This window comes from Halobacillus litoralis, assembly GCF_009856355.1.
Classification (GTDB): Bacteria; Bacillota; Bacilli; order Bacillales; family Halobacillaceae; genus Halobacillus; species Halobacillus litoralis_B.
The window spans coordinates 72,100-97,681 of the sequence record NZ_WMEW01000011.1; the positions used below are offsets into that span (position 1 = coordinate 72,100).

Genomic DNA, 25,582 nt, shown 5'->3' on the forward strand with positions numbered 1-25,582 from the left:
TGATCTGCTTTGAAAAGCAGGAACGGGACGCAGGGAGCAATCCTGAAAAAATCGAAAAAAGGGACGATAGACGTTTACGAATCTATCAATGGTCATGCTATAATAGTTGAGGATTATGTACGATTCTGGATCATTAGAAAGCTGTGAAAAAAGGAGGACCAGACCATGATCACATGTCCTCAATGTAACTATGAAAACGCCGAGGGGTCGCGTTACTGTTCCCAGTGTGGAGCATCCTTATCGGAAGAATCCCCGGCTGATACAAAACGGAAGCGATTGTGGCTGCCTATTCTCACACCTGCGATAGTCCTTGTTTTGGTGGGGGCGGCCCTTTATTTTGTCTATGATCAGCAAGCAGGTATAAACAAAGAGGTTGTCACATGGAAAACAGAAGCGGAGGAGGCCGCCCTTGCCGGCGAGTACCGGGAGGCGGAGAAGCTGCTCACCCGTGCCATCCAGGAACGTCCGGATGAAGAAGCCCTGCAGGAGGAACTGAGTCATGTGCAGACGGCGCTCAGTATGGAAAAGGAGCTTGAAGAAGTCTCCAAGCTGTTGGAAGAAGGCAGCCTTTCGGAAGCTGACGAACAGCTGGCAACGATTCAGGCGGCTCTGAAACAGGAAAACGGCCGTCTTTATCAGACCCTTGTCCCCGCACTGAATGAAATGGATTCCAGATTTACGCTTCAGGAAGTGAATGAGGAGCTTTCTAAAATTACAGACGTGGATGAGCTGGCCGCCAAGCTGAACACCCTTTCGGATCTGAATTTAGAGGAAGCGGCCAAAGTACGGGAAAAAATTTATGAGAAAATTGTCAACCGCTCTACGAAAACAGCCGAGGCTGCAGCCGAGGACAAACGGTATACCGAGGCCATTGCTCTGATTGATGAGGGGCTTCAGTATGTCTCGAACGACGAAAAGCTGATCCAGCTGAAAGAACGGGTGCAGCAGGAGAAGCAGGCGTTTGAGCAGGCCGCACAGGAGCGTCTGGAAAGTGCGATGCAGCAGGCTGCCCAGGATGAGCTCCGTAATGAAACGGAAGCTCTTGAAGTGGCGGATATCCGAATGGAGAAAGATGAATTCGGAGATTACAAGATCAGTGGTGAACTGAAGAGTGTCGCGACACAGGTGATCAGTACGATTTCTGTAAAGTACGACATTAAAACACAGGACGGAGAAGTGGTCCGTTCAGAATCCGCCAAAGTGTACCCGAACTATTTAACCCCGGGTAGTACAGGGAGCTTTGAGAAAATGTACTACAACCTGGAAGAAGGGGAATATATGGTGGAAATGACAGAGCTGGAATGGTTAGTAGAATAGGAGGATGCGGAAATGAAACGCTCCTGGATGATCAGCCTGATCGTCTCCCTGCTCATCGTTGGGGGCGGAACGGCGGGCGTTTTCTATATCCTGGACACCGTGCCGGAACAACTGGCCGTGTCGGCTGTACTCAATCAGCCTCCTGAGGAAGATAAGAAAAACGCAGAAGTACCAAAGGAAACACAGGACATTATCTATGAATCTCAAAAACTTGTCGTCCAGATTGAACTGCCGGACGGCACGATCGGCTCCGGATTTTTATACAATGACAAGGGCGATGTGATTACGAATGCCCACGTTGTGGCCAATACCGAGGAAGTCTCCGTCATTACGACGGACAGTAAAACCATGCCCGGCGATGTGATCGGGGTCAGCCGCGATACAGATGTCGCGGTTGTCCGTGTACCTGGATTGAAGGGGCGCGATGCGCTTCCGATCCGGACAGAGGGCTATGCTGAGCTTTTGGATGAAGTGCTTGCACTTGGGAGCCCGCTCGGTCTGCAGAACACAGTGACCCGCGGTGAAATCAGCGGCGTGGACCGGACGCTGGATATCGAACCGTTCCATTATGAGAATATGTATCAGATTTCTGCACCGATTTCTCCGGGTAACAGCGGCGGGCCGCTGCTGGACCGGAATACCGGAGAAGTGATCGGAATTAATTCGGCGAAGCTGGATGAGGAAACGATCGGCTTCAGTATCCCGATTGCCGACGTCATGCCGATGGTGGAGCGCTGGAGTGAGACACCGATGAAGTCGCTGCCCGAATTTCCTGAGCTGAACGACCAGGTGAAGTCACCGGTTACCGGCACCGACGCCGAACAGGCGACCTACATGGTGCAGTATTTCTACGACAGCATCAATCAGGGCGATTTTGTAACGGCTTATTCCTTGATCAGTTCAAGCTGGCAGGAGAAAACGTCATTTGAAGAGTTCCGTTCCGGCTACAACAATACGCTTAGTGTGACAGTGGACAATCTTGTCGCTGATCCAAAGGACGACCAGGTGGTTGTCACCGCCTTTATCAACGCTGAGGAAACGGTGGACGGGGAAGTCCAGATGAAGAAATATAAAGTGGTTTATCCGATTCAGAAGGAAAACCAGTCCGTGAAAATCATGCAGGGCTCCGGTGAGGAAATCAGTAACGAAGACAAGCAGGAAGAATAACGGCGAAACCTCCGCTCAACCCGGGCGGAGGTTTTCATCTGTTAAGAAACTATGGGTGTCACAGGTGGTAGATACGGATCCGTTCCGCTTATCGATGGATGCTTGCAAAGTGGATCTTCGGCTCGTGCTGTTCCCGCAGGCGTCGCCATCGAACGCTCCAAGCCCTTCGTGTGGCTTTCCCCAGGAAGATCAAACCTTCGTCCGCTCTCAAAGAATGCGTGACATTCCTGTTGGCGAAAAAAGATTATAGGAATACACAACGTACATGTCTACCATAGGAAACCACCGCTCATCGTAAGAGCGGTGGTTTTATTTATCGGTTATGGATTTCCGCTGCGCCCCTGATGCCGGACTCTATGGCTCCTTCAATCCATCCGTGATAGGAGGAGGTGTGCTCGCCGGCAAAATGAATCCGTCCTTCCGGAAGGGGGATAATATCCTCCAGGTCACGGCTCTGACCCGGAGTGAAAAGGGTGAAGCAGCCGGCAGAATAAGGGTCGCGGCTCCAGTTGTAGACGATGCTTGTCATATACGTATCATAAACGACCCGGCCGTACACTCTGGCAAGATCGCTCATCACTTCCTGCACCGCCCGTTTTTTACTGAGGCTGTTGAATAACAGCGCGTTCTGCCCCCACGTGTAACTGGCGAGCAGAATCCCGGGACCCGGTTTACCACCGTCGTGACTCGGCTGATAAATGAAGCGGGATGGATAGTCTGTGATGATATTCCCCACCGGATACTGTTCCCAGAATTTACAGGAAAACTCGATCCCGATTTTAACGGCTGGAACGTTGATGATCTCATGGATAGCCGCCCATTTTTTAATACAGATGGTATCGTATGGGTGGACGTCGATCCATTGAAACGTCGTAAATGGAATGGTCGTCAGGACATAGTCCCCGCACCAGGTGGAAAAGCCTCCATTTTTTTCGTTTTTGGAAACTACCTGCACCCCGTCTTTGTAATGGTTGATCGCCACTGCCCGTTCACAGAAGTGGATGGAGGAGGAGAGGTACGGATAAAAGGCCCACGGCAGCCGGTCATTGCCGCCTTTAATCTCCCTGAACTTCGTATCTCCTTGAAAAATCGGGAACGTAATGTCGGTGAGAATGTTAAGAAAAGCGAATTCCGGAAACCCTTCAATTCCCAGAACTACCTTGATTTTTCTCACGGCATTGAGTGACAGGGAGGGACCGTACGGGTTATTACGTAAATATTCTCCCATGGAAAGATCGGAAAATTGATCTCTCAGCCGCTCTTTTTCTGCATCGCTGCTGCTGTTATAAAGGTCCAGGAATGGCCGGACAGCGGACAAAAAGAGATCCTTGGCGGTTTTTCCCTGTTCTTCCGGGTCTACAGGGAAATCGAGAATGGCAGGGTTTTTTTCGTAGTCCTTGTAGTACACGCTTTTTCCATTGATCAACATCAGGTCATTAGTTCGTGTATTTTGGAAAGGAGCCGTTTCCAGGCCGAATTTATCAATATAGGCATACACGAGTTTATGGTTGGTCGGAATTCTCATGGCTCCTACATCGAGGTAATTGCCATTACTAAACGGAGACCGCACCGTATAGACCCTTCCGCCGAGCCGGCTGCCGGCTTCTAAAATCGTCACTTCATGGCCGGCTGCTTTTAGAAGGCTTCCGGCCGTAAGCCCCGCCATTCCCGCTCCGATGATGATGACTCGTTTTTTTTGAACGGATGAGGAAAGACCGTTGTGTATAATGTGGAGAAAATCATCCGGATATGTAAAGCCTTCCGATTGATAATTCGTCATGGAAAACACCCCCTTTTATGGCTATTCAGTCCATGTGATGAACAGTACGGTTCTATGGATGTATTTTCCAATGAGCATATTCATCATCAAACCGACATGAATTAAAGAAGGGGGGATGACAGATGTATCAAGCCTATCGACAGGACGGGGCCGACCGGCAGATCCGTGTCCACGGGTCAGGAAGCGTCAAGGTGAAGCCGGACACAGCGGTTATCCAGCTCGGAGTTGTGACGGAAGGAACGAATCTGACCAGTGTTCAGAATGAAAATGCATCCACCATCAACCGTGTGAAAAGCAAGCTGATGGCAGCAGGTGTGGAAGAGGAGAACATTCAGACGTCCGATTATTCCGTGTACCCGCAGTACGATTATGTGGACGGGAAACAGGAGTTCCGCGGTTACCAGGTTTCCCATATGCTGACCGTGACTGTAGAGGATATTGAACAGACGGGCGCGGTCATTGACGCAGCGGTCCAAAGCGGAGCAAACCGGGTGACGAATATAGAATTTACGGTCAGCCAGTCCTATTACTATTATCAAAACGCTCTGCAGATAGCCCTCGGCCAGGCGCTGGCCACCGCTCAGACCATTGCGAATACGATGAACGTGAAACTCGATCGTAAACCGTTCCGGATCGTCGAAGAAAAAGGACCGGATGTCCCTCCTGTCCAGCCTTATGCCAAAACACAGGCGCTCAGTGAAAGTGCTGTGCCGATCGAGCCGGGGCTGATGGAAATCGAGGCCCGTGTCGATGTCTGGTTTCCGTTCTATCCTTAAAACACAGGGCTTTTTGACTGTGTTTTTTTATATGGAGAAAAAGGTCTTGGTTTAAAATGTTGTGCCGAGGAAAAACATCCATTACAATGGGCAGTAACAGATGTTCGCAGGTAAGGAGAGGTCACATGGAAAACTTACTGCTCGCGTTCGGTCTCACCCTGTTTGCAGGGCTGGCTACCGGAGTAGGGAGCATACTCGCATTTTTCACATCCACAACCAACACACGATTTTTATCGCTGTCACTCGGGTTTTCGGCCGGAGTGATGATCTATGTATCCATGATCGAAATTTTCTTCAAGGCCCAGGACTCTCTTATCAGTGCGCTCGGGAATGAGATGGGCCAGTGGATCACCGTCGTGTCCTTTTTCGGAGGCATGCTGCTTATTGCCCTTATCGATAAATGGATTCCGAAAGCCGGCAACCCTCATGAAGTGAAGAAGGTCGAGGATATGACACAGGACAAGCAGAAGGACCGTGATCTTTTGAAGATGGGAACGTTCACAGCGCTCGCCATCGCCATTCACAACTTTCCGGAAGGGATTGCCACCTTCACAGCGGCATTGAATGACCCGGCCCTTGGCATTGCCATCGCCACCGCGATTGCGATCCATAACATTCCAGAGGGGATTGCCGTGTCGGTGCCGATTTATTTCGCCACGGGTGATAAGAAAAAGGCGTTCAACCTGTCCTTCTTAAGCGGGTTATCCGAGCCGGTCGGAGCCATTCTTGCCTATCTTGTACTCATGCCTTTTCTGAATGATATGATTTTCGGGATTCTTTTTGCCGGTGTGGCCGGTATCATGGTTTTTATCTCCCTTGATGAACTGCTCCCGGCCTCCAGAAGGTACGGGGAGCCGCATTTATCCATTTACGGCGTAGTCGCCGGCATGGCAGTCATGGCGCTCAGCCTGCTGCTGTTTATTTAATGAAAATCCCCCGGATGCCTCAGGGCGCCCGGGGGATTTTTTAATAGGTCTTTCCTTCAATAATATCTTCAATGACCGTCTGGATGGCGTCTTTTTTTCGGTGGATGAGCCGCCAGTTGAGCGCAATGGCATCTTCCTGTCTGCTGCCAAGACGGGTGACATCATCCTCCACCGTGACGGGCTGTTTTGTCAGGGCCTTGAATTTTTCAGCCGCTTTTTCCCGCAGCCACGCTTCGATGTGCTCGTTCAATGCGGCAATCTGTTCTTTCTCTGGCGTTGAAGGAGAGAAGCAGAACTGGAATTTTCCTTTTTGAAAAGAGAACGTGCTCTCCTCTGTGTCTGCTTCTTCAAACAATACCCGGTAGGCGCGGCCGAGATAGATGATTTTCTGCCCTTCTTCTATGGAGAGGGACTCAGGGTAAAGATCCGCGTGGGTTTTCTGCCAGTTGTCGATGATCCAGTCGGCTTTCTTTTCAACAAAAGCCTGGACTTTCTCATCTGATTTTTCCTCGGGGGCTGTCACCTGGACCCCGTTCAAGTCGTCCAGGTAAATTTTCGTAAACTGCAGCTTCGGCTGTTTATGAACGGTATATTGGATCGTTGTCTCATTATGCTGTAGGAGCGGCATATCAAGACCTCCTTTGCGTTTGAGTGATGTTGTAAAAAAACAGTGCCCCTGAAAGGAGGAGCACTGCTTGGAAATTCACAGGGTGATTTTTGCTTCCCGCTTCTGAAAATCGACGTCCTGGTAATACGAGTTCTTCACAAGAACGTTCGGACCGAGGCATTCCACTGCCGGGCAGTGACAGTTCAGGCTTTTCGCCGTATCGGTCTGCATCCACTGCTGATACGCATCTTCCAGGGAAGTGTCCTGGATGTTGCCGAGGCCGGGCTCATCCCCGAAATCGGTGACGATGATGTCGCCGCTGAAAATGTTGACGTTCAGGCGGGAACGGCCGTCCGGATCGTTTCTCACCGTTACGTTTTCCGCACTGTACAGGCGCTTCAGCATGTCCAGGTCATCATCATCCGTACTGCACGGGTAGTAAGGCAGCGTGCCGAACAGCATCCACATATCTTCATCGCGGTGATCAAGCAGGCGGTTGATCCCTTTGCGCATGTCCTCAAGACTCAGTGTTTCAAGGGCGCTTGCGAAGTCCACCGGGTACATCGGATGAATTTCGTGCCTTGCACACTTCATTTCCTTCACATGATCATGGATCGATTCCAAATAAGGGAAGGTGCGGCGGTTCAGCATCGTCTCGGCGGACACCATCACGCCTTCATCGGCCAGACGCTGGGAATTCTCCACCATCCGGTCGAAAAACTTCTTCCGGTTCTCCTCGGAAGGCTTACGCTCCATGCGGGCGAACCCGGTATGGATGAATTCTTCGAGCGTTCCCCAGTTATGTGAAATATGTAAAACATCGAGGTAGGGGATGATCGGAATATAGCGCTCATAAGGCAGCGTCAGGTTGGAGTTGATCTGTGTCCGGACTCCGCGTTCATGGGCGTATTTCAGCAGGGGCAGCACATAGTTTTCCACGGACTTTTTCGACATCATCGGCTCGCCGCCGGTTATGCTCAAGGTCCTGAGGTGAGGGATTTCGTCCAGACGCTTCCGGATCAGGTCCATCGGCAGGGCTTCCGGGTCCCTCTGCTGCAGGGTATATCCGACCGCGCAGTGCTCGCAGCGCATATTGCACAGCGTCGTCGTCGTAAATTCAATATTGGATAACGTCATATGACCGTGTTCCTTCACGTCCATGTAGGCTTCCCACGGGTCAAACTCAGGTGTAAGCTTCTGAAGCTTCATGTTGGTACTCATAGAATATGAAACTTCCTTTCTATTTTATTGATTCGGTCTTAACCTTTCCTATTCTAACATTATTCAAGCTCGAACTATACCATTCCTTCCCGGCGATCGTGAAAAAGCATCAGGAAACGTTTGCACATCGAAAAAGGAGTTTCCCCGTGTGACAGAGAAAGGAAAAGGGTAGACGAATAGATAAAGGAGGACACCATCGATGCAGCCAACCGTAATCATTACCGGATCCTCCAGCGGATTCGGACAGCAGACCGCTGTGAAATGTGCAGAGAAAGGGTTCCGTGTCATTGCAACAATGAGGAATATGGAAAAAGCGTCGGTTTTCCGAAGCGAAGACCTGTCAGAAGACGTGAAGCAGAAGATCGAAGTGTGGCAGCTGGATGTCACAGATAACGCATCCATTGAGCGTTTTAAGGAAAAAGCAGAACAACTGGACCGGTTGGATGTGCTCGTGAACAATGCCGGCTATGCCGTGGGCGGGTTTCTTGAGCAGGTCCCGCTTGAAGAATACCGCCGCCAGTTCGACACGAACGTTTTTGGTGTGATAGCCGTAACGAAGGCCGTTCTGCCCGTGATGCGCCGGCAGGGGTACGGAAAGATCCTAAATGTCAGCAGTGTCAGCGGATTGATCGGATTTCCGGGACTCTCCGCGTACGTCTCCTCCAAGCATGCCTTAGAGGGACTTTCGGAGAGTCTCCGCTTTGAACTGCAGCCGTTCGGCATTGATGTCGCGTTGATTGAACCAGGCTCTTTCCAGACGAATATCTGGTCGTCCGGTATGAAGCTTCCAGAGGAAGTACACAATCCTTCGTCGCCTTATGCTTCCTACATAAAAGGACTGTGGAGCGCTTTGAACGAAGAGTCCCGTGCCCAGCCGGGGGCCGTTGGCGATCTCATGACAGGATTGATGGAAAAAGACAGGCTCAAGAAGCTCCGTTATCCTGTCGGGGCGGGCGTGCGCACAAATGTGCTTTTGAAGCGTCTCCTGCCATGGCGGTGGCTTGAGAAAGCCGTGCTTCAGAGAATTTTAGGATCCAGACAAACAGAAGGAGGAAAGCCTGATGGACGAGTACAGCATTCTTGAAGGGGCAGAGGAAATCAAATATGAAGGCAATGAAGTAGGGATTCTCGTTTCCCACGGGTTCACAGGGACCACGCAGAGCATGCGTCCGCTTGCAGAGGCCTATGCCCGCGAGGGATATACCGTATACTGTCCGCGTTTGAAAGGTCATGGGACAGCACCGGAGGATATGGAAACGACGTCCCATAAGGATTGGATCGAGTCTGTCGAAAGTGCCTACCAGTGGCTGCACGAACGATGCAGCTCGATTTTTGTCGTCGGCTTATCGATGGGAGGGACCCTTGCTCTTTATATGGCTGGTGAGCACAAGGATATCCAGGGAGTCGTTCCGATCAACGCAGCGATCGACATCCCCGTGATGGAGGAGAGCGCAGCTGCAGAAGAGCGTTTTCTCGATGCCATCGGTTCGGATATTAAAAATCCGGAGCAGGACGAACTGGCCTACGAAAAAACGCCGGTCAAATCGATTACCGAAATCACAGTATTAATGGATGATGTGAAAAAACGTCTCGACACCATTCGCTGTCCGATTTTGATTTTCGTTTCCGATGAAGACCACGTTGTCCCTCCGAATAATTCGGAAGTGATTTTCGATTCGGTCTTCTCCGAGCATAAGGAACTTGTCCATATGGAAAACAGCTACCATGTGGCCACGCTTGATCATGATCAGGATTTGATCATCGAGCGGAGTCTGGAATTTTTCCAGATGTACACGAATACGAAGTAATGTTTATAGCCCGGGAAATAAGTTTTGTCATAACCGGGAAGTTTGATATAATAGAGTCATAGCAAGAAGAGTAATCGGTACAAAGCCTTCAAGGGGAGCCTAACGGCTGAGAGTGGACCTCGTTCAGACCCTTCGAACCTGTCAGTTAGTACTGGCGCAGGGATGGCGGCTTTTTTGATGGTGCAATGCATTTGGGATCCCTCCATCAGGAAGCGTCCCTGTCTGCATTGCTTTTTTTGTGTCTTTTTTTAAAGGAGGAATGCTGGAATGAGAAACCGCAGAGTCCTATTTTTAGTTGAAATTGCGATCTTTTCCGCATTAGCACTGCTACTGGATATCATCCCGTTTCTATCATTTAAATTGTGGGCCCAGGGCGGTTCCGTCTCGTTTGCGATGGTGCCGGTCTTCATTATGGCCTTCCGCTGGGGTGTGAAGGGCGGCGTAGCGACAGGACTGCTGCTCGGAATCTACCAGATTTTAACGGGTGCCTATATCATCACTCCACTGCAGACGCTGCTCGATTATGTCGTAGCATTTGCCGTGATCGGTGCGGCCGGCATCGTTGCCAAACCGCTTTGGAATGCGATCCGTTCCAAGGAAACGAAAGCCCTTATCGGCTGGATCATCACGGGCTGCTTTATCGGAAGTGTACTCCGCTTCTTCGGTCACTTTGCTGCGGGGATCATCTTTTACGGTGAATTCGCACCGGAAGGACAGCCGGTCTGGCTGTATTCCCTCGTTTATAACGGCGGATACATGCTGCCAGCGTTTATTTTGAGCGCCATCGTGATCAGCCTCTTGTTCATGCAGCGTCCAAAGCTTGTGCTTCATTAAATGGAAAAAAGTCTTCTGCCCCGGCGGCGGAAGGCTTTTTTTTCCATGTTTGAAACACCCCGGGGTAGTGAAAAGACAGGCAGAGAGCAGGGGGGATTGTAATGAAAAAATTTAAGAGGTTAGCAGGGAAAAAGTGGGTCTGGCTGCTGCTTTTGATCGTGCTGATCCTTTCTGTCATGATTGCCTACCATACCTCATGGAAAGCGCTCCCGGAAGGCGTTTCCTACAAGGGGGATGTCCATCAGATGGAGGATATCGAGTTTTTCCGGGACCTTTCCTATGAGGATCCGGAAGGAAATACGGTTCATGACCTGCAGGTGTTTGAGGAAATCTATAACACCATAGGTGAGGCGGATGATTTTATTGTCGCTGATATGTTTCTTTTCAACGGCTACACGAACGGCAAAAATGAATTTCCTGAAATCAGCGGCCGTCTTGTGGATGCTGTATTAGAACGAAAAGAAGAGGTGCCTGACCTTGAGGTCGTGTTTATTACCGATCAGATCAATACTATCTACGGCTCCTATGAATCGGAAACGATCCGGCGGCTGGAAGATGGCGGGGTGAACGTCGTCTTAACCAATCTTGATAAGCTGAGGGATTCCAATCCGTTATACTCGAGTGCGTGGCGTCTGATGTTTTCCTGGATGGGTACCGGAGGAGAAGGGTGGATCGGCAACCCGATTGCCAAGGAAGCGCCTGATGTTACTCTGCGGTCCTACATGAAGCTGTTGAATATTAAGGCGAACCACCGGAAGCTCCTCGTAACTGAGGATTCGGCGGTTGTTTCCACAGCAAACCCTCACGATGCCAGCGGGTATCATGAGAATGTTGCTTTTAAAATGGAAGGGCCGATCATTGAAGATATTCTGGAAGCAGAAGAAGCGGTGGCCCGCTATTCCGGCGGGGAATTCATCGACTACAGCGGCTATGAATGGGAGGAGCAGCAAGGGCCTCTCCAGACACAGTTCGTAACGGAAGGAAAAATCTATGATGCCGTGCTGGAACAGCTGGAAGCGGCCGGTGAAGGAGATGACGTCTGGATCGGGATGTATTACTTAGCCGACAAAAAGGTGACCGCCCGGATCGATGAAGCGGCCAACCGCGGGGCGGAAGTGCGCATCATCATGGACCCCAACAAAACCGCGTTCGGTCATGAAAAGCCCGGCCTTCCCAATCTACCAGTCGCTGCGGAGCTTAAGAATCTCGGGAATGAGAACATCCACCTGCGCTGGTATGATACGGACGTTGAACAGTACCATACGAAAATGCTGTATGTCGATGGGCCCGATCATGATGCCATCGTCGCCGGTTCCGCCAACTATACGAGAAGAAACCTGTCCAACCTCAACCTGGAAGCGGATGTCGTCATCCAAGGTCCGGGAGAGGAGGATGTCTTTCAGGAGGTCAACGACTACTTTACACGTATCTGGTCCAATGAAGAAGGCCACTATACGACGGAGTATGAAACCTATCAGGACAACCTGACCTCCATCCGTTATGCGACGTACTACCTGCAGAAGTGGACATGGTTTACCACTTATTAAAAGAAAGCCCCTGCCGCTTGCGGCAGGGGCTTATTTGTTCATGTCAGGACAGCCTGAGCCTTCGCTGGGTTGGTTATGATTAAAAGAACTTTCCCTTCATCCAGATCCTCTTCGTACTGTCCCGCTTCCTCTTTGGAGAATCCAATTTCCTGCATCTTTGTGCGGAGCTCATCGCCTTTTTTACTGAAGATATTCGTAAGGACACTTTTCGCATCCTGCTCGGAAGCACCGATCGTATTCGCATTCACACCCTTCGAAATCCGTTCGGTCCGGTCATCATCATGGGACAGGATGTAAATCTCTTCGTTATCCAAGCCTTCGTTCTTCAGCTTCTCTACCATATCCTTCAACTGTTCATCATTTGTGTATTCACGTACAAGGGGTTTCATGTTTTTCAACGCTCCTTTGTTTATAGAATGTTCTACAATGAAATGACCCGTTATTTTCCATCGTTAATCAGAAAATAAGTAGAGAAGGAAATCCAAATGCGTTGTCGAAGGATAAGGATATTGGAGGGGAAAGAGATGAACAATCCAATCATTGCTACATTTTCAATCGCCGCCTGTGACCCCGACCGCGGGGAATGGGGCGTGGCGGTCCAGTCAAAATTTTTAGGCGTCGGCTCCGTCGTACCATGGGCGAAAGCAGGTGTGGGGGCGGTGGCCACCCAGGCCTTTGCCAACCCTGCCTATGGTCCGGAAGGGTTGAAGCTCCTTGAGGAAGGTCTGTCTGCGGAGGAAGTCATCAAAAAATTAACGGACGCTGACCTTCAAAAAGAAGACCGCCAAGTCGGAGTCATTGACAGTTCCGGCCGGGCAGCGACGTTTACCGGAAAAGATTGTTATGACTGGGCCGGGGGAGTCACAGGGAAGCATTATACTGCTCAAGGGAACATATTAGTAAATCAAGAAACAGTGACCCAAATGGGAGACACGTTTGAAAAAGCAGAGGGGCCACTGGCTGACCGTCTCATTCAAGCGATCCAAGCCGCGCAGGAAGCGGGCGGAGACAGCCGTGGAAAGCAGTCGGCGGCCGTCCTTGTCGTTCGTGATCAAGCAGGCTACGGCGGACTCAGTGATGTCGCTGTAGACCTCAGAGTAGATGATCATCCTGAGCCGATCAAGGAACTGGAGCGGATTTACCAGCTTCATCAATTGTACTTTGGTGAAACGAAAGAAGAGAATATCCAGCTGATCGATGAAAATGTAAAAAGGGAAATGGCCGGCCATTTATTCCGCCTTGGTTACCTCAAGAGTAAGGACGTTGATGACAAGGTGTTCTATGAATCCTGGACGACGTACCTGCATACCGAAAACTTCGAAGGGCGTGAGCTGGACCAGGGGAAAGTCGATCGCAAGGTGCTGGATTTCATGAAAAGTCAGCCGGGGGAAATCTGAAGAGATTCGAGAAAGAGGGGGAAGCGTCATGGAAATCGCAGCGATTACAGCAGCCATTCTATTTGGTCTTGTGGCTGTCTTTCAAGTGTTACTCGCATTCGGGTTTCCGCTTGGAGAAGCGGCCATGGGAGGCTCCCACCGCGTCCTGCCGGCGAATTTGAGAGCAGCAAGCGCACTGAATGCCCTGCTGCTGATTTTTATGGCCGGCATCGTTCTCCAGCATGCGTTTCAATTCTCTGATCTGCTTCGTTTTTTACCCACCACGATTCTCATGTGGGTGATCATCATTTTTATGGGCATCAACACGCTAATGAACTTAATATCAAGAAGTAAAAAAGAACGTCTGATTATGACGCCTGTTTCCGGCCTGCTGTTCATCCTTTGTTTATGGGTGGTGTGATTCAAGATTTCGTGATCAAATATAGGCTTTAGATGTTTGCTTCTCATCGATTCAGGTTATTGTAAAAAATGGAAGATAATCAATGAGGAGGTTTATCTGTATGTCACATGAACAGTATCAGTCGGTCATCCAGTCCCTGCATGATTGTATGGAAGCTTGCAACCACTGTTTTGATTCATGCCTGCAGGAGGAAGACGTCAATATGATGGCTGAATGTATTCGCCTGGATCGGGAATGCGCAGATATATGCGCTTACCTTGAACAGTCCTTAGTTAGAAACTCACCTTTTTCTGCAGAACTCGCCAATGTCTGTGCGCAAATCTGTGAAGCCTGTGGGAACGAATGCCAAAAACATAACCACGATCATTGCCAAACATGCGCGGAAGCGTGCTTTGCATGCGCAGAGGCATGTAAAAGTATCGCTTAATTGTTCAATCGGATAAGGATTGAAGGCCGGCCTGGAGCCGGTCTTTTTATTTACAGGCGTCCAAATTATCCCTGCATGGTCAAATGCATGCGATATTCGAAAAGCTCCCTCTCTAAAGATGTAGACCAGCTGCTTAACATGCCGGTTTCATTACCAGAAGTAAAAAAGGAAGAGCAGTGGCGTGATGCTGGCTGCTCTTCCTTTTTATAGATCATTGTTTATATGAACTTCTTGATTTCTGCACTGAACTCTTTCGGTGCTTCCTGCGGGACCCAGTGGGCGGACTCGTCAAACCTTACGAGTGTACTGTCAGGCAGATCTTTAATGAGTTTTTCTGCTGTTTCCACCGGCTGCCACTCATCTTTCGTTCCCCATAGTAAAAGAACAGGCTGCTTGATGGTGGAAAGCTTCGACGTGATCGCCGTCGTTTCGTTTGTATTCAACGCTGCGGCGTTACGTACGAGGCTCAGCTTGCCTTCCTCATGCAGGTAAGGAGCCATGATGCCCTGTAAGAAGGTTTCGGTCAGCTGTTCCGGATGAGCGAACACTTCTTTATACGCTTTGGATAGAAACGCTTCAAATTCCTCCGTGGACTCGTTCTTCTTGGAAGGGTGTCCCATCACGAGCATATCTTGAATCGGCCAGGAATCATAAGCGACGGAATTGGATAGAACGAGCTTATTGATGCGTTCCGGCGCTTGAAGAGCGAGAAGTAAACCAATGCCTCCACCGATATCATGAGCGACAAGATTCACTTGATCCAATCCTAATTCGTCCATAAGCTTGAGCACCATATCCGCCTGCACATGAAGGGAGCGGTCGAACTGGTCACGCTGATCGGATTGTCCATAGCCGAGCAGGTCTGGAGCAATGACGCGGTAGTCTTCCTCCAGTTCAGGAATGACGCTCTGATATAAGTAGGACCAAGTCGGGATGCCGTGTAAAAGCATCACAGGCGTTCCTGAGCCTACATCCGTATAATTGACTTTAACCGGTTCTTCGACGATACCTTCCAACATAACGGATTGCTGTCTTTGTTTAAATGTTTCTTCATTCACAGTTGTCGTTTGGTTCATTCTTATACCTCCCAGGATAAAATTTTATTATGGAGCATCTTCCTTACGCATGTTTTTCGGCGATGCTTACAATTTCTTCCTTCGGCTTGAAACCTACAGCCTGATCGACGAGTTCTCCATCTTTGAAGAATAAGAGGGTGGGAACACTCATTACCCCGTATTTTTGAGCAGTTTCCATATTTTCATCAATATCTACTTTTACAATGTTCATTTGATCTCCCTGTTCTTCATCAATTTCTTCCAGAACAGGAGCGATCATTTTACAAGGACCACACCATGGGGCACCAAGGTCTGCGATAACGAGACCGCTGCTTGTCTCCTGTGCAAATGTTTCGTCTGTGGCGTTTCGGATAGCCATATTCCATTCCTCCTTGCATTTTTAATAACTACTAAATTAATATTTAGTGGTTAGAAGATTACATCATGCTGAAACAGACGTCAACCGATGAGGCATGGACAGATTCATAACCGGCGATGTTTCAGAGGAAATCGTTTGAGTGATCATAAAGAAAGAGCCTGTTTCATAAAAGGTGGTATCTTAATGGTTGACCATCCCGAACATTCTCTGAGGCGGCCTTTTCATTTTACTTAAAATCAATGAGGGTCTCCCCCCACTGGTTTTGATTTTCAATCCAGCATAGATATTCACAAGGGAGGACTTAAATAAAACCTATTCAATGAACTGGAATGTTTCATGAAAACCAGAGGCTCTCTCATTCATAACAGAGATTCAGGATAGAAGAAGAATTTTTTAGTGGGGTTTGTTACTATGAAACTCTGCCAACAGGGGGAAGAGCGGCCCTCTTCCAGCAAAAGCCTGTAAATTATCCCTTGAGATATATAAGCATTTAATTATATAATGATGCTGTAATCTTTAAATGGTGATACCGAACGGAAGATGGAAGTTCAAAAAAGCCGGCATCAGCATGCATGGTTTAATAGTTACGAACATTCCCAAGGAGGTTTTACATATGAAAAAGGTGGAAATTTTCGACCCGGCCATGTGCTGTTCCACAGGCGTCTGCGGACCGAGTGTCGATCCGAACCTGACACGAGTGGCTTCAGCCGTTTATTCATTGGAGCAAAAAGGCGTGAATATTACAAGATTCAATCTGGGTAATGAACCAGAAGCTTTTGCTGAGAATGGGGCAGTGAACGAGGTACTGCAGGAGAAAGGGGCAGATGCTCTTCCTGTAACTCTACTGGACGATCAGGTTGTCAAAGTAGGAGAATACCCGACCAATGAAGAGTTCAGTGAATGGCTTGAAATCAAAGGAGAAGAATTGACGCAGAAACCGAAAGTCCGTGTTTCCATCAATATGGACAAATAAAGGAGACGTAGTTATGCATACATCCTACCATCCACGTACACATGTTCAAACGCCGTACCTGTTTTTCACTGGAAAAGGAGGGGTTGGAAAAACATCCGTCGCCTGCGCCACAGCGGTAAGCCTGGCGGATCAGGGGAAGAAGGTTCTGCTGGTGAGCACGGATCCTGCCTCCAATCTTCAGGATGTGTTTAATATGGAGCTGACTCGTGAACCTGCAGCTGTTCCCAGTGTGAGCCATCTGTATGCCAGTAATATTGACCCGGAGGAAGCAGCAAGAGCCTACAGGGAAAAGACCGTCGGGCCGTATCGGGACAAGCTTCCCGAATCTGTCGTCAACCAGATGGAGGAACAGCTGTCCGGGGCCTGTACCGTTGAGATTGCCGCCTTTGATGAATTTTCCCACCTGCTCGCAGACGAGGGCATATTCAAGGACTTTGATCATGTCTTGTTTGATACGGCGCCCACAGGGCACACGTTAAGGCTTTTGACCCTTCCGACAGCGTGGTCCGGATATTTGGAGGAATCGACGCATGGAGCTTCCTGTCTGGGACCGTTGTCCGGCCTCGGGGACAAGAAGAATATGTACCAGAAAGCAATGGATACTCTATCCAATGGGGAGAAAACGACATTGGTCATGGTGGCAAGGTCGGAAGAATCCACCCTTCTGGAAGCAGACCGGGCATCCGTTGAGCTTGGAAGGATCGGGATTGAACATCAAATGCTGGTGATCAATGGTGTCTTCCAGCCGCAAGATAGCGGGGATGAAGTGGCGTCTGTCTTTTACACGGAGCAGCAGGAAGCCTTGAAGGAGATCCCTGACGCCCTTCAACAGATCCGCACGTATTCTTTACCTTATGTTCCTTATTCCTTAACGGATATTCAGCACATGCGTCAGATTGTGAGTGAGTCGCCGTTGGCTGAAGTGGAGATTACGGAAGAAAGCGAGGATGTTGAGCCGCTTCCTTCATTAAAAGAGGTCGTGGACGATTTCTCAGCGAAAAACACGCGTGTCATTTTTACGATGGGAAAAGGCGGCGTCGGAAAAACATCGGTGGCTTCGGCAATTGCCGTTGGATTGACTGAAAAAGGTCACCGTGTCCACTTAACCACGACAGATCCTGCTGCTCATGTAGCGGATATGTTCAAGGACAGCCGGGTCCATGAGAACCTCACCATCAGCAGCATCGATCCGGAAGTCGAAGTGGAAAACTACAAAGCCGAGGTCATTGCAAACGCTGGTGAGCTGAATGAAGATGAGCTCGCCTATCTGAAAGAAGACCTGGATTCGCCCTGCACCGAAGAGATTGCCGTCTTCCGTGCCTTTGCCGATGTTGTAGATTCTGAGGAGGAAATCGTAGTCATTGATACGGCGCCTACCGGTCATACGCTGCTTTTACTCGACTCTTCTGAGGCCTATCACAAGGAAATGAGCCGCTCCACAGGTGACATACCAGAGAGTGTAACGAAATTACTGCCGAGACTGCGAAACCCGGAAGAGACAGGTGTAGTCGTCGTAACTCTTCCGGAAGCGACTCCCGTATTTGAAGCAGGCCGTCTGCAGGAAGACTTGAAGCGGGCGGAAATTACTCCGAAGTGGTGGGTGATCAACCGTAGTTTATATGCGGCAGGAACGAAGGACCCTGTTTTAGAGGCCCGTGCAGCCACGGAAAAACAATGGATTAGAAAGGTCCAGAACGAATTGTCTGCTCAAAGTGCGCTGATTCCATGGGGCGCAGCAAAAAATGCCGGCTATGAACAATGGAAAGTCTACATTCAATCTTAATGATGAGGTGATGAAACATGAAAATTACAGAAAATGCAAAGAGTACATTACAGGGAATGATTGAAGAAAATGGAGCGGAGGGAGTCCGTTTTTATTCCATGGGGGACGGGTGCTGTGGTCCACAACTCGGCATTTCCCTCGACGCACCGGAAGAAAACGACGTTGTGAATGACATGGACGGCCTGAAGGTTTCCATTGATCAGGATGTCAAAGATACAGTGGATGGCTTAACGTTAGATCAGGAAGATACACCGGAAGGAGCACAGTTCGTCCTGCTTGGTATGGACCAGTGCTGCTGAGAAAAACATCAAGATAAAACCTGGAGGGTGACACCGAAATGAAGATCATCATTATTGGGTCCGTTGCAGCAGGTACCTCTGTCGCTGCAAAGGCACGAAGAAACGACGAAAATGCAGACATTACATTATACAATGCGGATTACGATATCTCTTATTCCATCTGCGGGATTCCTTACTTTTTAGGCGGCGAAGTGGACGAATTGGAGACCCTTACACCAAGAAGTTCCGAATGGTTTAAGAAACGCTACAACGTAGACATTCACACCCGTCACGAAGTCGTAGAGATCAATCCGGATCAAAAAGTGGTCACAGTGAAAAATCTGAACACCAATGAAATCATCGAAGATCATTACGATACACTGGTCTTTGCTACAGGAGCGGCTCCAACGACGCCACAAATCGACGGAGTGGAGATGGAGCATGTGTTCCATGTCCGCAACATCCAGAACACCGCTTCCATCCATTCGTATATGCAGGCCGAAAGTCCGGAAAAAGTGACGATTATCGGCGCAGGATTCATCGGACTAGAGATGGCTGAGCAGTTGAAGCATAGAGGACTGGATGTAACGATTGTCCAGCGCAGCAATCAAATTATGCCGCACTTGGATAAGGATATGGCTTTCCGGGTGGAAGAGCATTTGAGAGCAAACGGGGTCAACCTATTACTCAATGAAGAAGCGGCAGCCATTACAGAGACTTCCGTAGAAACAACCAAGGGAAGCGTCATCGATGCGGATATGGTCATTTTAGCGACAGGTGTACGCCCGAATACGAAGCTGGCTGAACAGATCGGTATAGAATTAGGTGTATCCGGGGCCGTTCAGGTCAACGAAAAGATGCAGACGAATATCTCTGATGTTTATGCCGTTGGAGACGTCGCGGAGAGTTATTCCATCGTTACAGGAAACCCGCTCTATCGTCCGCTTGGGTCGACAGCGAATAAAATGGGCAGGATCGCCGGAGATGTCATCACCGGTGGAGATCTGGCCCACCGCGGTATTTTAGGGACAGGAATATTAAGAGTCTTTGACTTAGCTGTCGGCTATACCGGCTTAAGTGAAAAAGATGCGGTTATGGAAGGCTTTGACATTGAAGTTCTTCACAATATTAAGCCGGCAAGAGCGGAATACCTGGGTGGTAAGGAAATGGTCATTAAAGCCATCGCCGATCGTAAAACGGGCCGGATTCTAGGTGTGCAGATTGTCGGGGAAGACGGCGTTGATAAGCGCATCGACGTGTTCGTGACGGCGATTTCCTTAAAAGCGAGTGCCGAAGATCTCTTCCATTTGGACTTAGCATATGCGCCACCATTCAGTACCACTAAAGATCCGGTCATGTATACAGGTATGGCTCTTCAGAATGCGATGGACAAAAAGAACCGGATCATCACGCCGCAGGAACTGACGAATCGAATCAAGAACGGAGAGAAGATTCAAGTCATTGATACACGAGCGCCGAAGCAGTACAAAGTATCCAATGTGGAGGGAGCGGTCAACATTCCATTGGCTGAATTGCGCGCGGAAGCGAAACAACTGGATCCTGCCATCCCGACAGTGACCTACTGCAATAAGGGTGTAACGGGAAATGCTGCCCAGAACGTGCTGATCAACATGGGATTTGAGGAAGTTTATAACCTTTCCGGGGGAAATAAGAATTACCAGAGTTTCTCTAAATCCAATCAATAATGTGAGGATTCACGAGATTATAGGGTTCGTTGATTATACTACGATGACGTTTGAGACGGAGCAGCTGTTTGCGTACAAGCAGCTGCTCCTTTTGTTGTGCTTTTATCCATTAAATGGTTTTATTTGAAACCAATTTCCTTTTTGACCGTATAGGATGGAGGGTGATTTCTCAACCGCACTTCATGAAAACTCTCAGAGGAGAAAGGAGGATGTTTTATAGTGAAAAAACTGATTAGTGTGGGGTCCATCCTGATCCCAACCGTTTTAACGATTTTGATTGTAAACTTTTTATTCGATATCGTTCCTTTGAACATACAGGGACTGCCTCTCGTCCTTCCATTTGTCATCTGTCCCATAGGAGCAGCCCTTGGTTTGATTGGCTATAAAATGAACCGTGACAACCTGGCACGGGCAGGAATGATTTTTAACATCGGTCTCTTCTTGTTCCCGATTGCTTTTAACATCATCGGGACAGTGAGCGGAGGCGTTTGAAGCGGTGAATTATAAACCAACAGCCGGCAGAGAAAAGAGATCTTCATGGTTCTTATTTTAGGTGCAGTCCTCATCCTTGGGGGGGCTTTATCCTGTATGCGTCCATATTCAAGATGAGAAGGAAGGATTATGTGGATGATGGGAGAGTTGGATCAAGCGGATACCTGGAGTGGGAAAGTCTTATGAAACTCCTGAACAAGCTTCCATACCCTCTGGCAAAGACTGTTGTCATGACTATCGGAAGTGGATTCATTCTGCTGGGCGCGTGGGTCATGTAGAGAGTGATGGTCAGGCAGGAGACACAAGGTGAAAAGCCTGGATCTGTCCTTCAAAAATGACCAGTCAAATGTATGACAGCCGATATCGATCTATTACGGATGTTCAGGAAAGGGGAGTTTTATGATAAAGCCAAATGCATTACGTGCAGGCGACCGTGTTACAGTCGTTGCACCTGCCGGGAAACCAGATCACGAACATTTAAAGCAGGGCATAAAAGTGCTGGAAAACTTCGGGCTTGAGGTCACTATTGGCCCCCACGTCTTTTCAGATGAGGAGGGGAAAGAAGCGGTTGAACAACAGGTTAAGGACCTGCACGAAGCTTTTGCGGATCCGTCTATACGGGGAGTTTTCTGTGCCACCGGAGGATTTGGATCCGCAAAAATTGCTCCTTTACTGGATTATGAAGGCATAAAAAAGAACCCGAAAATATTCTGGGGTTACAGTGACATTACATATCTATTGAATGCGATTCAAAAGAACAGCCGTCTGGTTACTTTTCACGGTCCCATGGCGGCGTCTGATTTAAACGATGAACAAAGGACTGAACAGACAGAGTCTTCGCTTTCCATGCCGTTTGTTGAAAAAACAGCGGTTTTTAGTGACCGGCACTCTTCCCTTCAGGTGTTGGCAGAAGGGGAAGGAAGAGGGCATCTGGCAGGTGGGAATTTAACATTACTTACCAATGGCCTTGGCACGCCTCATCAGGTCGATTCAGACGGAGCTGTCCTCCTCATAGAGGAAGTTGGTGAGCCGGCCTTCCTTATTGACTTAAAACTTACACACCTAAAACAGGCTGGGGTTTTCGACTCCGTACAGGGAGTTGTGTTAGGGAATTTCCAGGTGGAGGCTGATGAAGAGGAGAAAGTCAGCAAAGTCCTTCGTGATTTCTTTGCGGACGCATCTTTTCCAGTCGTAAAGAATTTTCCTTTTGGACATATGCAGCCGAACTATGGTGTACCATTGGGGGTAAACGTAAAGCTTACAACATCTCCACCTCAATTGGTTGTGGATTCCGGTGTGAGTCGATAAACTTCTGTCTCACTTGGAGAGGAGGAGGATTGTTGGATCGTCATATCATTTCCTATGCAGTGATCAGCGGGGGGATTGTGTTCTTTCTATGCTTTTTGATTACGAGACTGGTATAAAAGGAGCCGTCTGTTTCTCCTGCAGAATATGCAGGGGACAGCTCTTTGGATTTCCCTTCTTGAAGGAGGATTGTATGAAAACACACCTTTACTTAGTCCGGCATGCCCATTCGGTCTATACACCGGACGAGCATGGAAGACCCCTGTCAGAAAAGGGACAGAAGGATGTTGATAAAGTTACAGAACAGCTGATAAACGAAGGGATCGACGACGTTGTATCCAGTCCTTACTTAAGGGCGGTACAAACAGTGGAAGGGATTGCAGCTGCAATCGGGAAACCCGTACATAAGATGGAAGAATTGAAGGAACGGAAATTGATGGATGGATCGGCCCGCCATTTTGAAGAAGCCATTACGAAGCTGTGGGAGAACCCTGATTTTTCGTGGGAAGGTGGAGAATCCAACCATAAAGCCAGGTATAGAGGCGTGCAGGGCATCCAAACACTCCTGGAACAATATCAAGGCCGCCGTATTGTCGCAGGCACACACGGCAACATTATGGTGCTTATAATGAATTTTTTTCATGAACGATACGATTTTGAGTTTTGGAAAAAGCTTTCGATGCCGGATATCTATAAGCTTTCTTTTGAAAATGGCCGGCTTATCGATTGCTGTAGGGTATGGATGGATGAGGAATGATTCCAGGTGCGTTTGAACCGGTGAAGCGGTTGGTCATATATCAGCTGTTTACCGGTCTTTGTTTTAGGCTCTGTTTGTTATTTAACATGTGAGCTCCTATCCCCCTTTCTGTCCTGGGATTGGTATGAGGCGGCCTTGGGAATGACTCCCTTTCCGTGGGGTACCGTTCCCCGTGGAAAGCGAACGGTTTTCCCTGCCGTACCATGCCCTGAGTAAATAACGGACCGGACCCCTGATTCCAGACGGAAACGATTTAGTACTCGTTTAAAATATCAACAACAGACTTTAACAGAGCTTTGTTTTAAAAAAAGCAGCAGTACCTTGAATGATAGAGGAGATGAAAGGGTGGAGGAATGGATCCTTTGATGAAAAAGAAAGTAGAGTACCGTTTGATTCAGCTGGTTCTGGAAAACAGATTGGATATCAAGGGGGGCCCGAGAGGCATGCGGTCCTTTGCCGTGAAAGTCAAAGAGGAACCGGAAAGATCATGTTGGTAAAAAGTGGACATCAGGGTATAGAAATATAAAAGGAGAGTGGATCAATGATGCGTGCGTATGGATCACTGTTTTGTATCGTGACTGCCTTCATCCTGATGATCATCAATCCTGAAGCTCCCCCGGGGTCTTTCATCGAGGAGTACCGTCTGATTTTTATCGTAACGATGCTGCTGCCTGTCATCGGCTTGTTGACCGGTTTGAAAGCTCAGCGTTGGAAGACCTTCGTCGTGTTAGCGAACATCCTCGGTATTTTGACGATTACCGTTGTCCATGTCATGGCTGTTCTATCCTTTGCATGAAAAGGATAGAATCAAAAAGTTTCGTATCGAAGGGAAGTGTGTGTAACCCAAAGGAGGTGATGACTATCAAAGTTTTCGAAGTTGTGCTGCTCCTCTCCGCTATAGCTGCCGTTTGTACATATCTTTTTTATCGAGCTGATTTTCTAGTATACACAGCCCTGGCTGGTGGCATCGGTTATTCGGTCCTTCACCTCATCCGCACCTATGAAAGAAGGAAAAACGCTGTATTAGGACATCCGGAGGCCAAATACTACAATACTTTTGATTCCTATGATGACGACCTTATTACGGGAGATCTTTTTGACGATATCAGCGATCATGACGGTTCTTGATCCTATATACGGAGGTGAGTCTATGTCCAACCATTCCAACGATGATCCGTCTTTTAATGATGCCATCGACCATCAAAAGAAAATCGAAGGGTATCCAAAACCGAGTGAGGGCGGACTGCCCGGCCCGATTAAATGGATTGGGTATGTTTTGTTCGGAGGTATTGCCTTGATGATGCTTTTTGCCCTAATTGGAAACTTCATATGAAACTAAAGGAGTCGGGAACATGTTCAGCTTTACAAAAGTGCAGGAGGCTCATATCCAAAAAGAGTGTATGATTCACAACTCAAATCCTGCCTACAATAAAATTGCTTATGATAAGCAGCTTCTAGCGGTGGATGACATAAGAGCGCAGTGGAAGGAAGCGGAGGAACTCGGTAATGAAAGACATTTGGTTGGTTATGGTGATAGACTCATAGGCATTATTGAATATGGTATGCAGTCGCCGAACTCCGGAAATCCGTGGCTGAGTCTGCTGCTGATGGACAGCGCTTATCATGGACAGGGTTTTGGGAAGAAAATGTACAGGGTTTATGAGGAGCTTATGAAAAAGCGGCAGGCGGACGTGATTGAAATCGCTGTTCATGCGGACAACCTTCCTGCCGTAAAGTTCTGGGCTTCTCTTGGTTATCTTAAATACAGAGAACGTTTTTATGAAAACAAACGGATGTATAGTTACTATAAGCTGCTGCATAGGGGAGGGGAGGAAGCTGGGGATGAGTGAGGAAAGTAACGCTGTTTTAGAAACTCCGCGCTGTTATGTAAGACCTTTTACTTCCGTGGACATTGAGGCGTTCATGAGCTACCGGAATGATCTGGACTGGATGAAATACCAGGGGTTCAAAGGATTCACCCGCCAGGTCTATGAAACGACCCTGCTGAATCCGCAGAGAGTGGAAGGTGGTTCTCAGCTGGCTGTGATAAGAAAAAAAGACCAGGCGCTCCTCGGTGATGTATTTCTGCTGAAGAAGGAGGATGACTTCTGGGTGGGCTATACGATTGATCCTTCGTATAAGCGGCAGGGCTATGCGTATGAGATCATCCAAGCCCTGACTCACTGGATCCGATCCAAAGGGGATTACGTGATCAAGGCAGGTGTGGAAAAAGAAAACCTTCCATCGATCAACCTGCTGGAGAAATCAGGGTTTCAGAAGATGGAAGAGGAAGACGGCGAATTCGTCTATGTATGGAGCGGTGGTTAAGGACTATCCATCATCATCCAAGCGACGAGGATAAAGATGATACTGTAGAAAAAGGCCAGTACAGCAAAACCCGTGATAAGCAGATCTTTCTTATTCTGCGATCTCGAAAACGAGATGATGGATAATGTGAGAGCGGCTGCCGGAAGCATCCAGTTGAACAGGAATAATACATTCTCGTGGAAAGAAACGGTACCCATCAGACTGAGATTCTGGACGAGCAGAGATAGTAGGATACATAGAATGGCCAAGTGTCTGAATCCCTTGTGGTTGACAGTCATGGATATAACCTCCTTTTCTCTATTCATGTTAGCAGTGGGCG

At 48.6% G+C, this 25,582-nt stretch carries 31 protein-coding genes and 1 riboswitch; of the genes, 24 read left to right on the forward strand and 7 right to left on the reverse strand.

Translation table 11 applies throughout. The features are described 5' to 3' along the window. Nucleotides 1–165 precede the first annotated feature (165 nt). Nucleotides 166–1,317, forward strand: coding sequence for a zinc ribbon domain-containing protein (locus GLV97_RS15095; protein WP_160842262.1), 1,152 nt, complete (start codon nucleotides 166–168; stop codon nucleotides 1,315–1,317). A gap of 12 nt (nucleotides 1,318–1,329) precedes the next feature. Continuing rightward, nucleotides 1,330–2,484 carry a S1C family serine protease gene (locus GLV97_RS15100; RefSeq protein WP_160890003.1) on the forward strand — a complete coding sequence of 385 codons (1,155 nt, stop codon included), beginning with the start codon at nucleotides 1,330–1,332 and terminating at the stop codon, nucleotides 2,482–2,484. A 313-nt stretch (nucleotides 2,485–2,797) separates the two neighbouring features. Here GLV97_RS15100 and GLV97_RS15105 read toward each other — a convergent pair whose 3' ends face one another. After that, entirely contained in the window at nucleotides 2,798–4,264 is a 1,467-nt protein-coding gene (locus GLV97_RS15105; protein WP_160890004.1) for a flavin monoamine oxidase family protein, read from the reverse strand. Between the two features lie 122 nt (nucleotides 4,265–4,386). Between GLV97_RS15105 and GLV97_RS15110 the strand changes: the two genes are divergently transcribed. Beyond that, nucleotides 4,387–5,040, forward strand: a complete 654-nt coding sequence (locus tag GLV97_RS15110; protein ID WP_160890005.1) for an SIMPL domain-containing protein — start codon at nucleotides 4,387–4,389, stop codon at nucleotides 5,038–5,040. Between the two features lie 125 nt (nucleotides 5,041–5,165). After that, nucleotides 5,166–5,966: a zinc transporter ZupT gene (gene zupT / locus GLV97_RS15115; RefSeq protein WP_160835157.1), complete on the forward strand. Its 801-nt coding sequence runs from the start codon at nucleotides 5,166–5,168 to the stop codon at nucleotides 5,964–5,966. A gap of 40 nt (nucleotides 5,967–6,006) precedes the next feature. On the opposite strand, the gene GLV97_RS15120 is transcribed toward zupT, so the two are convergent. Together GLV97_RS15120 and yfkAB are read right to left on the reverse strand one after the other, a co-directional pair. Continuing rightward, a complete protein-coding gene (locus tag GLV97_RS15120; protein WP_160835158.1) occupies nucleotides 6,007–6,594 on the reverse strand; it encodes a YgjP-like metallopeptidase domain-containing protein in 588 nt (195 codons plus the stop codon). 75 nt (nucleotides 6,595–6,669) lie between these two features. Beyond that, nucleotides 6,670–7,794: a radical SAM/CxCxxxxC motif protein YfkAB gene (yfkAB, locus tag GLV97_RS15125; protein ID WP_160842257.1), complete on the reverse strand. Its 1,125-nt coding sequence runs from the start codon at nucleotides 7,792–7,794 to the stop codon at nucleotides 6,670–6,672. A gap of 199 nt (nucleotides 7,795–7,993) precedes the next feature. On the opposite strand from yfkAB, the gene GLV97_RS15130 reads away from it, so the two are divergent. The 4 genes from GLV97_RS15130 to GLV97_RS15145 all read left to right on the forward strand — a co-directional run bounded on the left by GLV97_RS15130 (nucleotide 7,994) and on the right by GLV97_RS15145 (nucleotide 11,983). Further along, a complete protein-coding gene (locus GLV97_RS15130) occupies nucleotides 7,994–8,878 on the forward strand; it encodes an SDR family oxidoreductase (RefSeq protein ID WP_160890006.1) in 885 nt (294 codons plus the stop codon). Next, nucleotides 8,853–9,602 carry an alpha/beta hydrolase gene (locus GLV97_RS15135; protein ID WP_202410657.1) on the forward strand — a complete coding sequence of 250 codons (750 nt, stop codon included), beginning with the start codon at nucleotides 8,853–8,855 and terminating at the stop codon, nucleotides 9,600–9,602. Before GLV97_RS15130 ends, GLV97_RS15135 begins: the two co-directional genes overlap by 26 nt. An 81-nt stretch (nucleotides 9,603–9,683) precedes the next feature. Next, nucleotides 9,684–9,782: riboswitch (TPP riboswitch) on the forward strand. An 87-nt stretch (nucleotides 9,783–9,869) separates the two neighbouring features. Continuing rightward, on the forward strand, nucleotides 9,870–10,436 hold the full coding sequence (thiT, locus tag GLV97_RS15140; RefSeq protein WP_160835162.1) for an energy-coupled thiamine transporter ThiT: 567 nt from the start codon (nucleotides 9,870–9,872) through the stop codon (nucleotides 10,434–10,436). Between the two features lie 101 nt (nucleotides 10,437–10,537). Then, nucleotides 10,538–11,983: a phospholipase D family protein gene (locus GLV97_RS15145; protein WP_160890008.1), complete on the forward strand. Its 1,446-nt coding sequence runs from the start codon at nucleotides 10,538–10,540 to the stop codon at nucleotides 11,981–11,983. Between the two features lie 38 nt (nucleotides 11,984–12,021). Here the strand turns inward: GLV97_RS15145 and GLV97_RS15150 are convergent, their stop codons facing one another. Beyond that, entirely contained in the window at nucleotides 12,022–12,372 is a 351-nt protein-coding gene (locus GLV97_RS15150) for a general stress protein (protein WP_160890009.1), read from the reverse strand. 135 nt (nucleotides 12,373–12,507) lie between these two features. Between GLV97_RS15150 and GLV97_RS15155 the strand changes: the two genes are divergently transcribed. From GLV97_RS15155 to GLV97_RS15165, 3 genes are all read left to right on the forward strand, one after another. After that, complete coding sequence (locus tag GLV97_RS15155) at nucleotides 12,508–13,380, forward strand: DUF1028 domain-containing protein (RefSeq protein ID WP_160890010.1); 873 nt, start codon at nucleotides 12,508–12,510, stop codon at nucleotides 13,378–13,380. Nucleotides 13,381–13,408: 28 nt separating this feature from the next. Next, nucleotides 13,409–13,780, forward strand: a complete 372-nt coding sequence (locus tag GLV97_RS15160) for a hypothetical protein (protein WP_027953774.1) — start codon at nucleotides 13,409–13,411, stop codon at nucleotides 13,778–13,780. A 100-nt stretch (nucleotides 13,781–13,880) separates the two neighbouring features. Next, nucleotides 13,881–14,207 carry a four-helix bundle copper-binding protein gene (locus GLV97_RS15165; protein WP_160835167.1) on the forward strand — a complete coding sequence of 109 codons (327 nt, stop codon included), beginning with the start codon at nucleotides 13,881–13,883 and terminating at the stop codon, nucleotides 14,205–14,207. Nucleotides 14,208–14,425: 218 nt separating this feature from the next. On the opposite strand, the gene GLV97_RS15170 is transcribed toward GLV97_RS15165, so the two are convergent. Together GLV97_RS15170 and trxA are read right to left on the reverse strand one after the other, a co-directional pair. Next, nucleotides 14,426–15,283 (reverse strand): alpha/beta fold hydrolase, encoded by an 858-nt coding sequence (locus GLV97_RS15170; RefSeq protein ID WP_237418634.1) that lies wholly within the window; start codon nucleotides 15,281–15,283, stop codon nucleotides 14,426–14,428. 43 nt (nucleotides 15,284–15,326) lie between these two features. Beyond that, on the reverse strand, nucleotides 15,327–15,641 hold the full coding sequence (trxA, locus tag GLV97_RS15175) for a thioredoxin (protein WP_160842251.1): 315 nt from the start codon (nucleotides 15,639–15,641) through the stop codon (nucleotides 15,327–15,329). A 613-nt stretch (nucleotides 15,642–16,254) separates the two neighbouring features. Between trxA and arsD the strand changes: the two genes are divergently transcribed. The 13 genes from arsD (at nucleotide 16,255) to GLV97_RS15240 (ending at nucleotide 25,263) form a co-directional block, all read left to right on the forward strand. Then, entirely contained in the window at nucleotides 16,255–16,614 is a 360-nt protein-coding gene (gene arsD, locus GLV97_RS15180) for an arsenite efflux transporter metallochaperone ArsD (protein ID WP_160842250.1), read from the forward strand. Nucleotides 16,615–16,627: 13 nt separating this feature from the next. Beyond that, nucleotides 16,628–18,397, forward strand: coding sequence for an arsenical pump-driving ATPase (gene arsA, locus GLV97_RS15185; RefSeq protein ID WP_160890011.1), 1,770 nt, complete (start codon nucleotides 16,628–16,630; stop codon nucleotides 18,395–18,397). 17 nt (nucleotides 18,398–18,414) lie between these two features. Next, nucleotides 18,415–18,696 carry an adhesin gene (locus GLV97_RS15190; protein ID WP_160835171.1) on the forward strand — a complete coding sequence of 94 codons (282 nt, stop codon included), beginning with the start codon at nucleotides 18,415–18,417 and terminating at the stop codon, nucleotides 18,694–18,696. Between the two features lie 38 nt (nucleotides 18,697–18,734). Next, a complete protein-coding gene (locus GLV97_RS15195) occupies nucleotides 18,735–20,381 on the forward strand; it encodes an FAD-dependent oxidoreductase (RefSeq protein ID WP_160890012.1) in 1,647 nt (548 codons plus the stop codon). 219 nt (nucleotides 20,382–20,600) lie between these two features. Continuing rightward, nucleotides 20,601–20,873, forward strand: coding sequence for a hypothetical protein (locus GLV97_RS15200; RefSeq protein WP_337194112.1), 273 nt, complete (start codon nucleotides 20,601–20,603; stop codon nucleotides 20,871–20,873). A 131-nt stretch (nucleotides 20,874–21,004) separates the two neighbouring features. Beyond that, nucleotides 21,005–21,151 carry a hypothetical protein gene (locus GLV97_RS15205; RefSeq protein WP_160890013.1) on the forward strand — a complete coding sequence of 49 codons (147 nt, stop codon included), beginning with the start codon at nucleotides 21,005–21,007 and terminating at the stop codon, nucleotides 21,149–21,151. A gap of 121 nt (nucleotides 21,152–21,272) precedes the next feature. Then, the gene (locus tag GLV97_RS15210) at nucleotides 21,273–22,181 is read left to right on the forward strand and encodes a S66 peptidase family protein (protein WP_160890014.1); all 909 of its coding nucleotides are present in this window, start codon (nucleotides 21,273–21,275) and stop codon (nucleotides 22,179–22,181) included. A gap of 190 nt (nucleotides 22,182–22,371) precedes the next feature. After that, a complete protein-coding gene (locus GLV97_RS15215; RefSeq protein WP_160890015.1) occupies nucleotides 22,372–22,935 on the forward strand; it encodes a histidine phosphatase family protein in 564 nt (187 codons plus the stop codon). A gap of 541 nt (nucleotides 22,936–23,476) precedes the next feature. Beyond that, a complete protein-coding gene (locus tag GLV97_RS15220; protein WP_160890016.1) occupies nucleotides 23,477–23,731 on the forward strand; it encodes a hypothetical protein in 255 nt (84 codons plus the stop codon). 59 nt (nucleotides 23,732–23,790) lie between these two features. Beyond that, nucleotides 23,791–24,063 carry a hypothetical protein gene (locus GLV97_RS15225; RefSeq protein WP_160890017.1) on the forward strand — a complete coding sequence of 91 codons (273 nt, stop codon included), beginning with the start codon at nucleotides 23,791–23,793 and terminating at the stop codon, nucleotides 24,061–24,063. 22 nt (nucleotides 24,064–24,085) lie between these two features. Beyond that, complete coding sequence (locus tag GLV97_RS15230; protein WP_160890018.1) at nucleotides 24,086–24,268, forward strand: hypothetical protein; 183 nt, start codon at nucleotides 24,086–24,088, stop codon at nucleotides 24,266–24,268. Between the two features lie 19 nt (nucleotides 24,269–24,287). Beyond that, nucleotides 24,288–24,785 (forward strand): GNAT family N-acetyltransferase, encoded by a 498-nt coding sequence (locus GLV97_RS15235; RefSeq protein ID WP_160890019.1) that lies wholly within the window; start codon nucleotides 24,288–24,290, stop codon nucleotides 24,783–24,785. After that, entirely contained in the window at nucleotides 24,778–25,263 is a 486-nt protein-coding gene (locus tag GLV97_RS15240) for a GNAT family N-acetyltransferase (protein ID WP_160890020.1), read from the forward strand. The genes GLV97_RS15235 and GLV97_RS15240 overlap by 8 nt, the downstream gene beginning before the upstream one ends. Here GLV97_RS15240 and GLV97_RS15245 read toward each other — a convergent pair. Beyond that, nucleotides 25,260–25,541, reverse strand: coding sequence for a hypothetical protein (locus GLV97_RS15245; RefSeq protein ID WP_160890021.1), 282 nt, complete (start codon nucleotides 25,539–25,541; stop codon nucleotides 25,260–25,262). The two genes, GLV97_RS15240 and GLV97_RS15245, sit on opposite strands and share 4 nt — an antisense overlap. Between the last annotated feature and the right edge of the window lie 41 nt (nucleotides 25,542–25,582).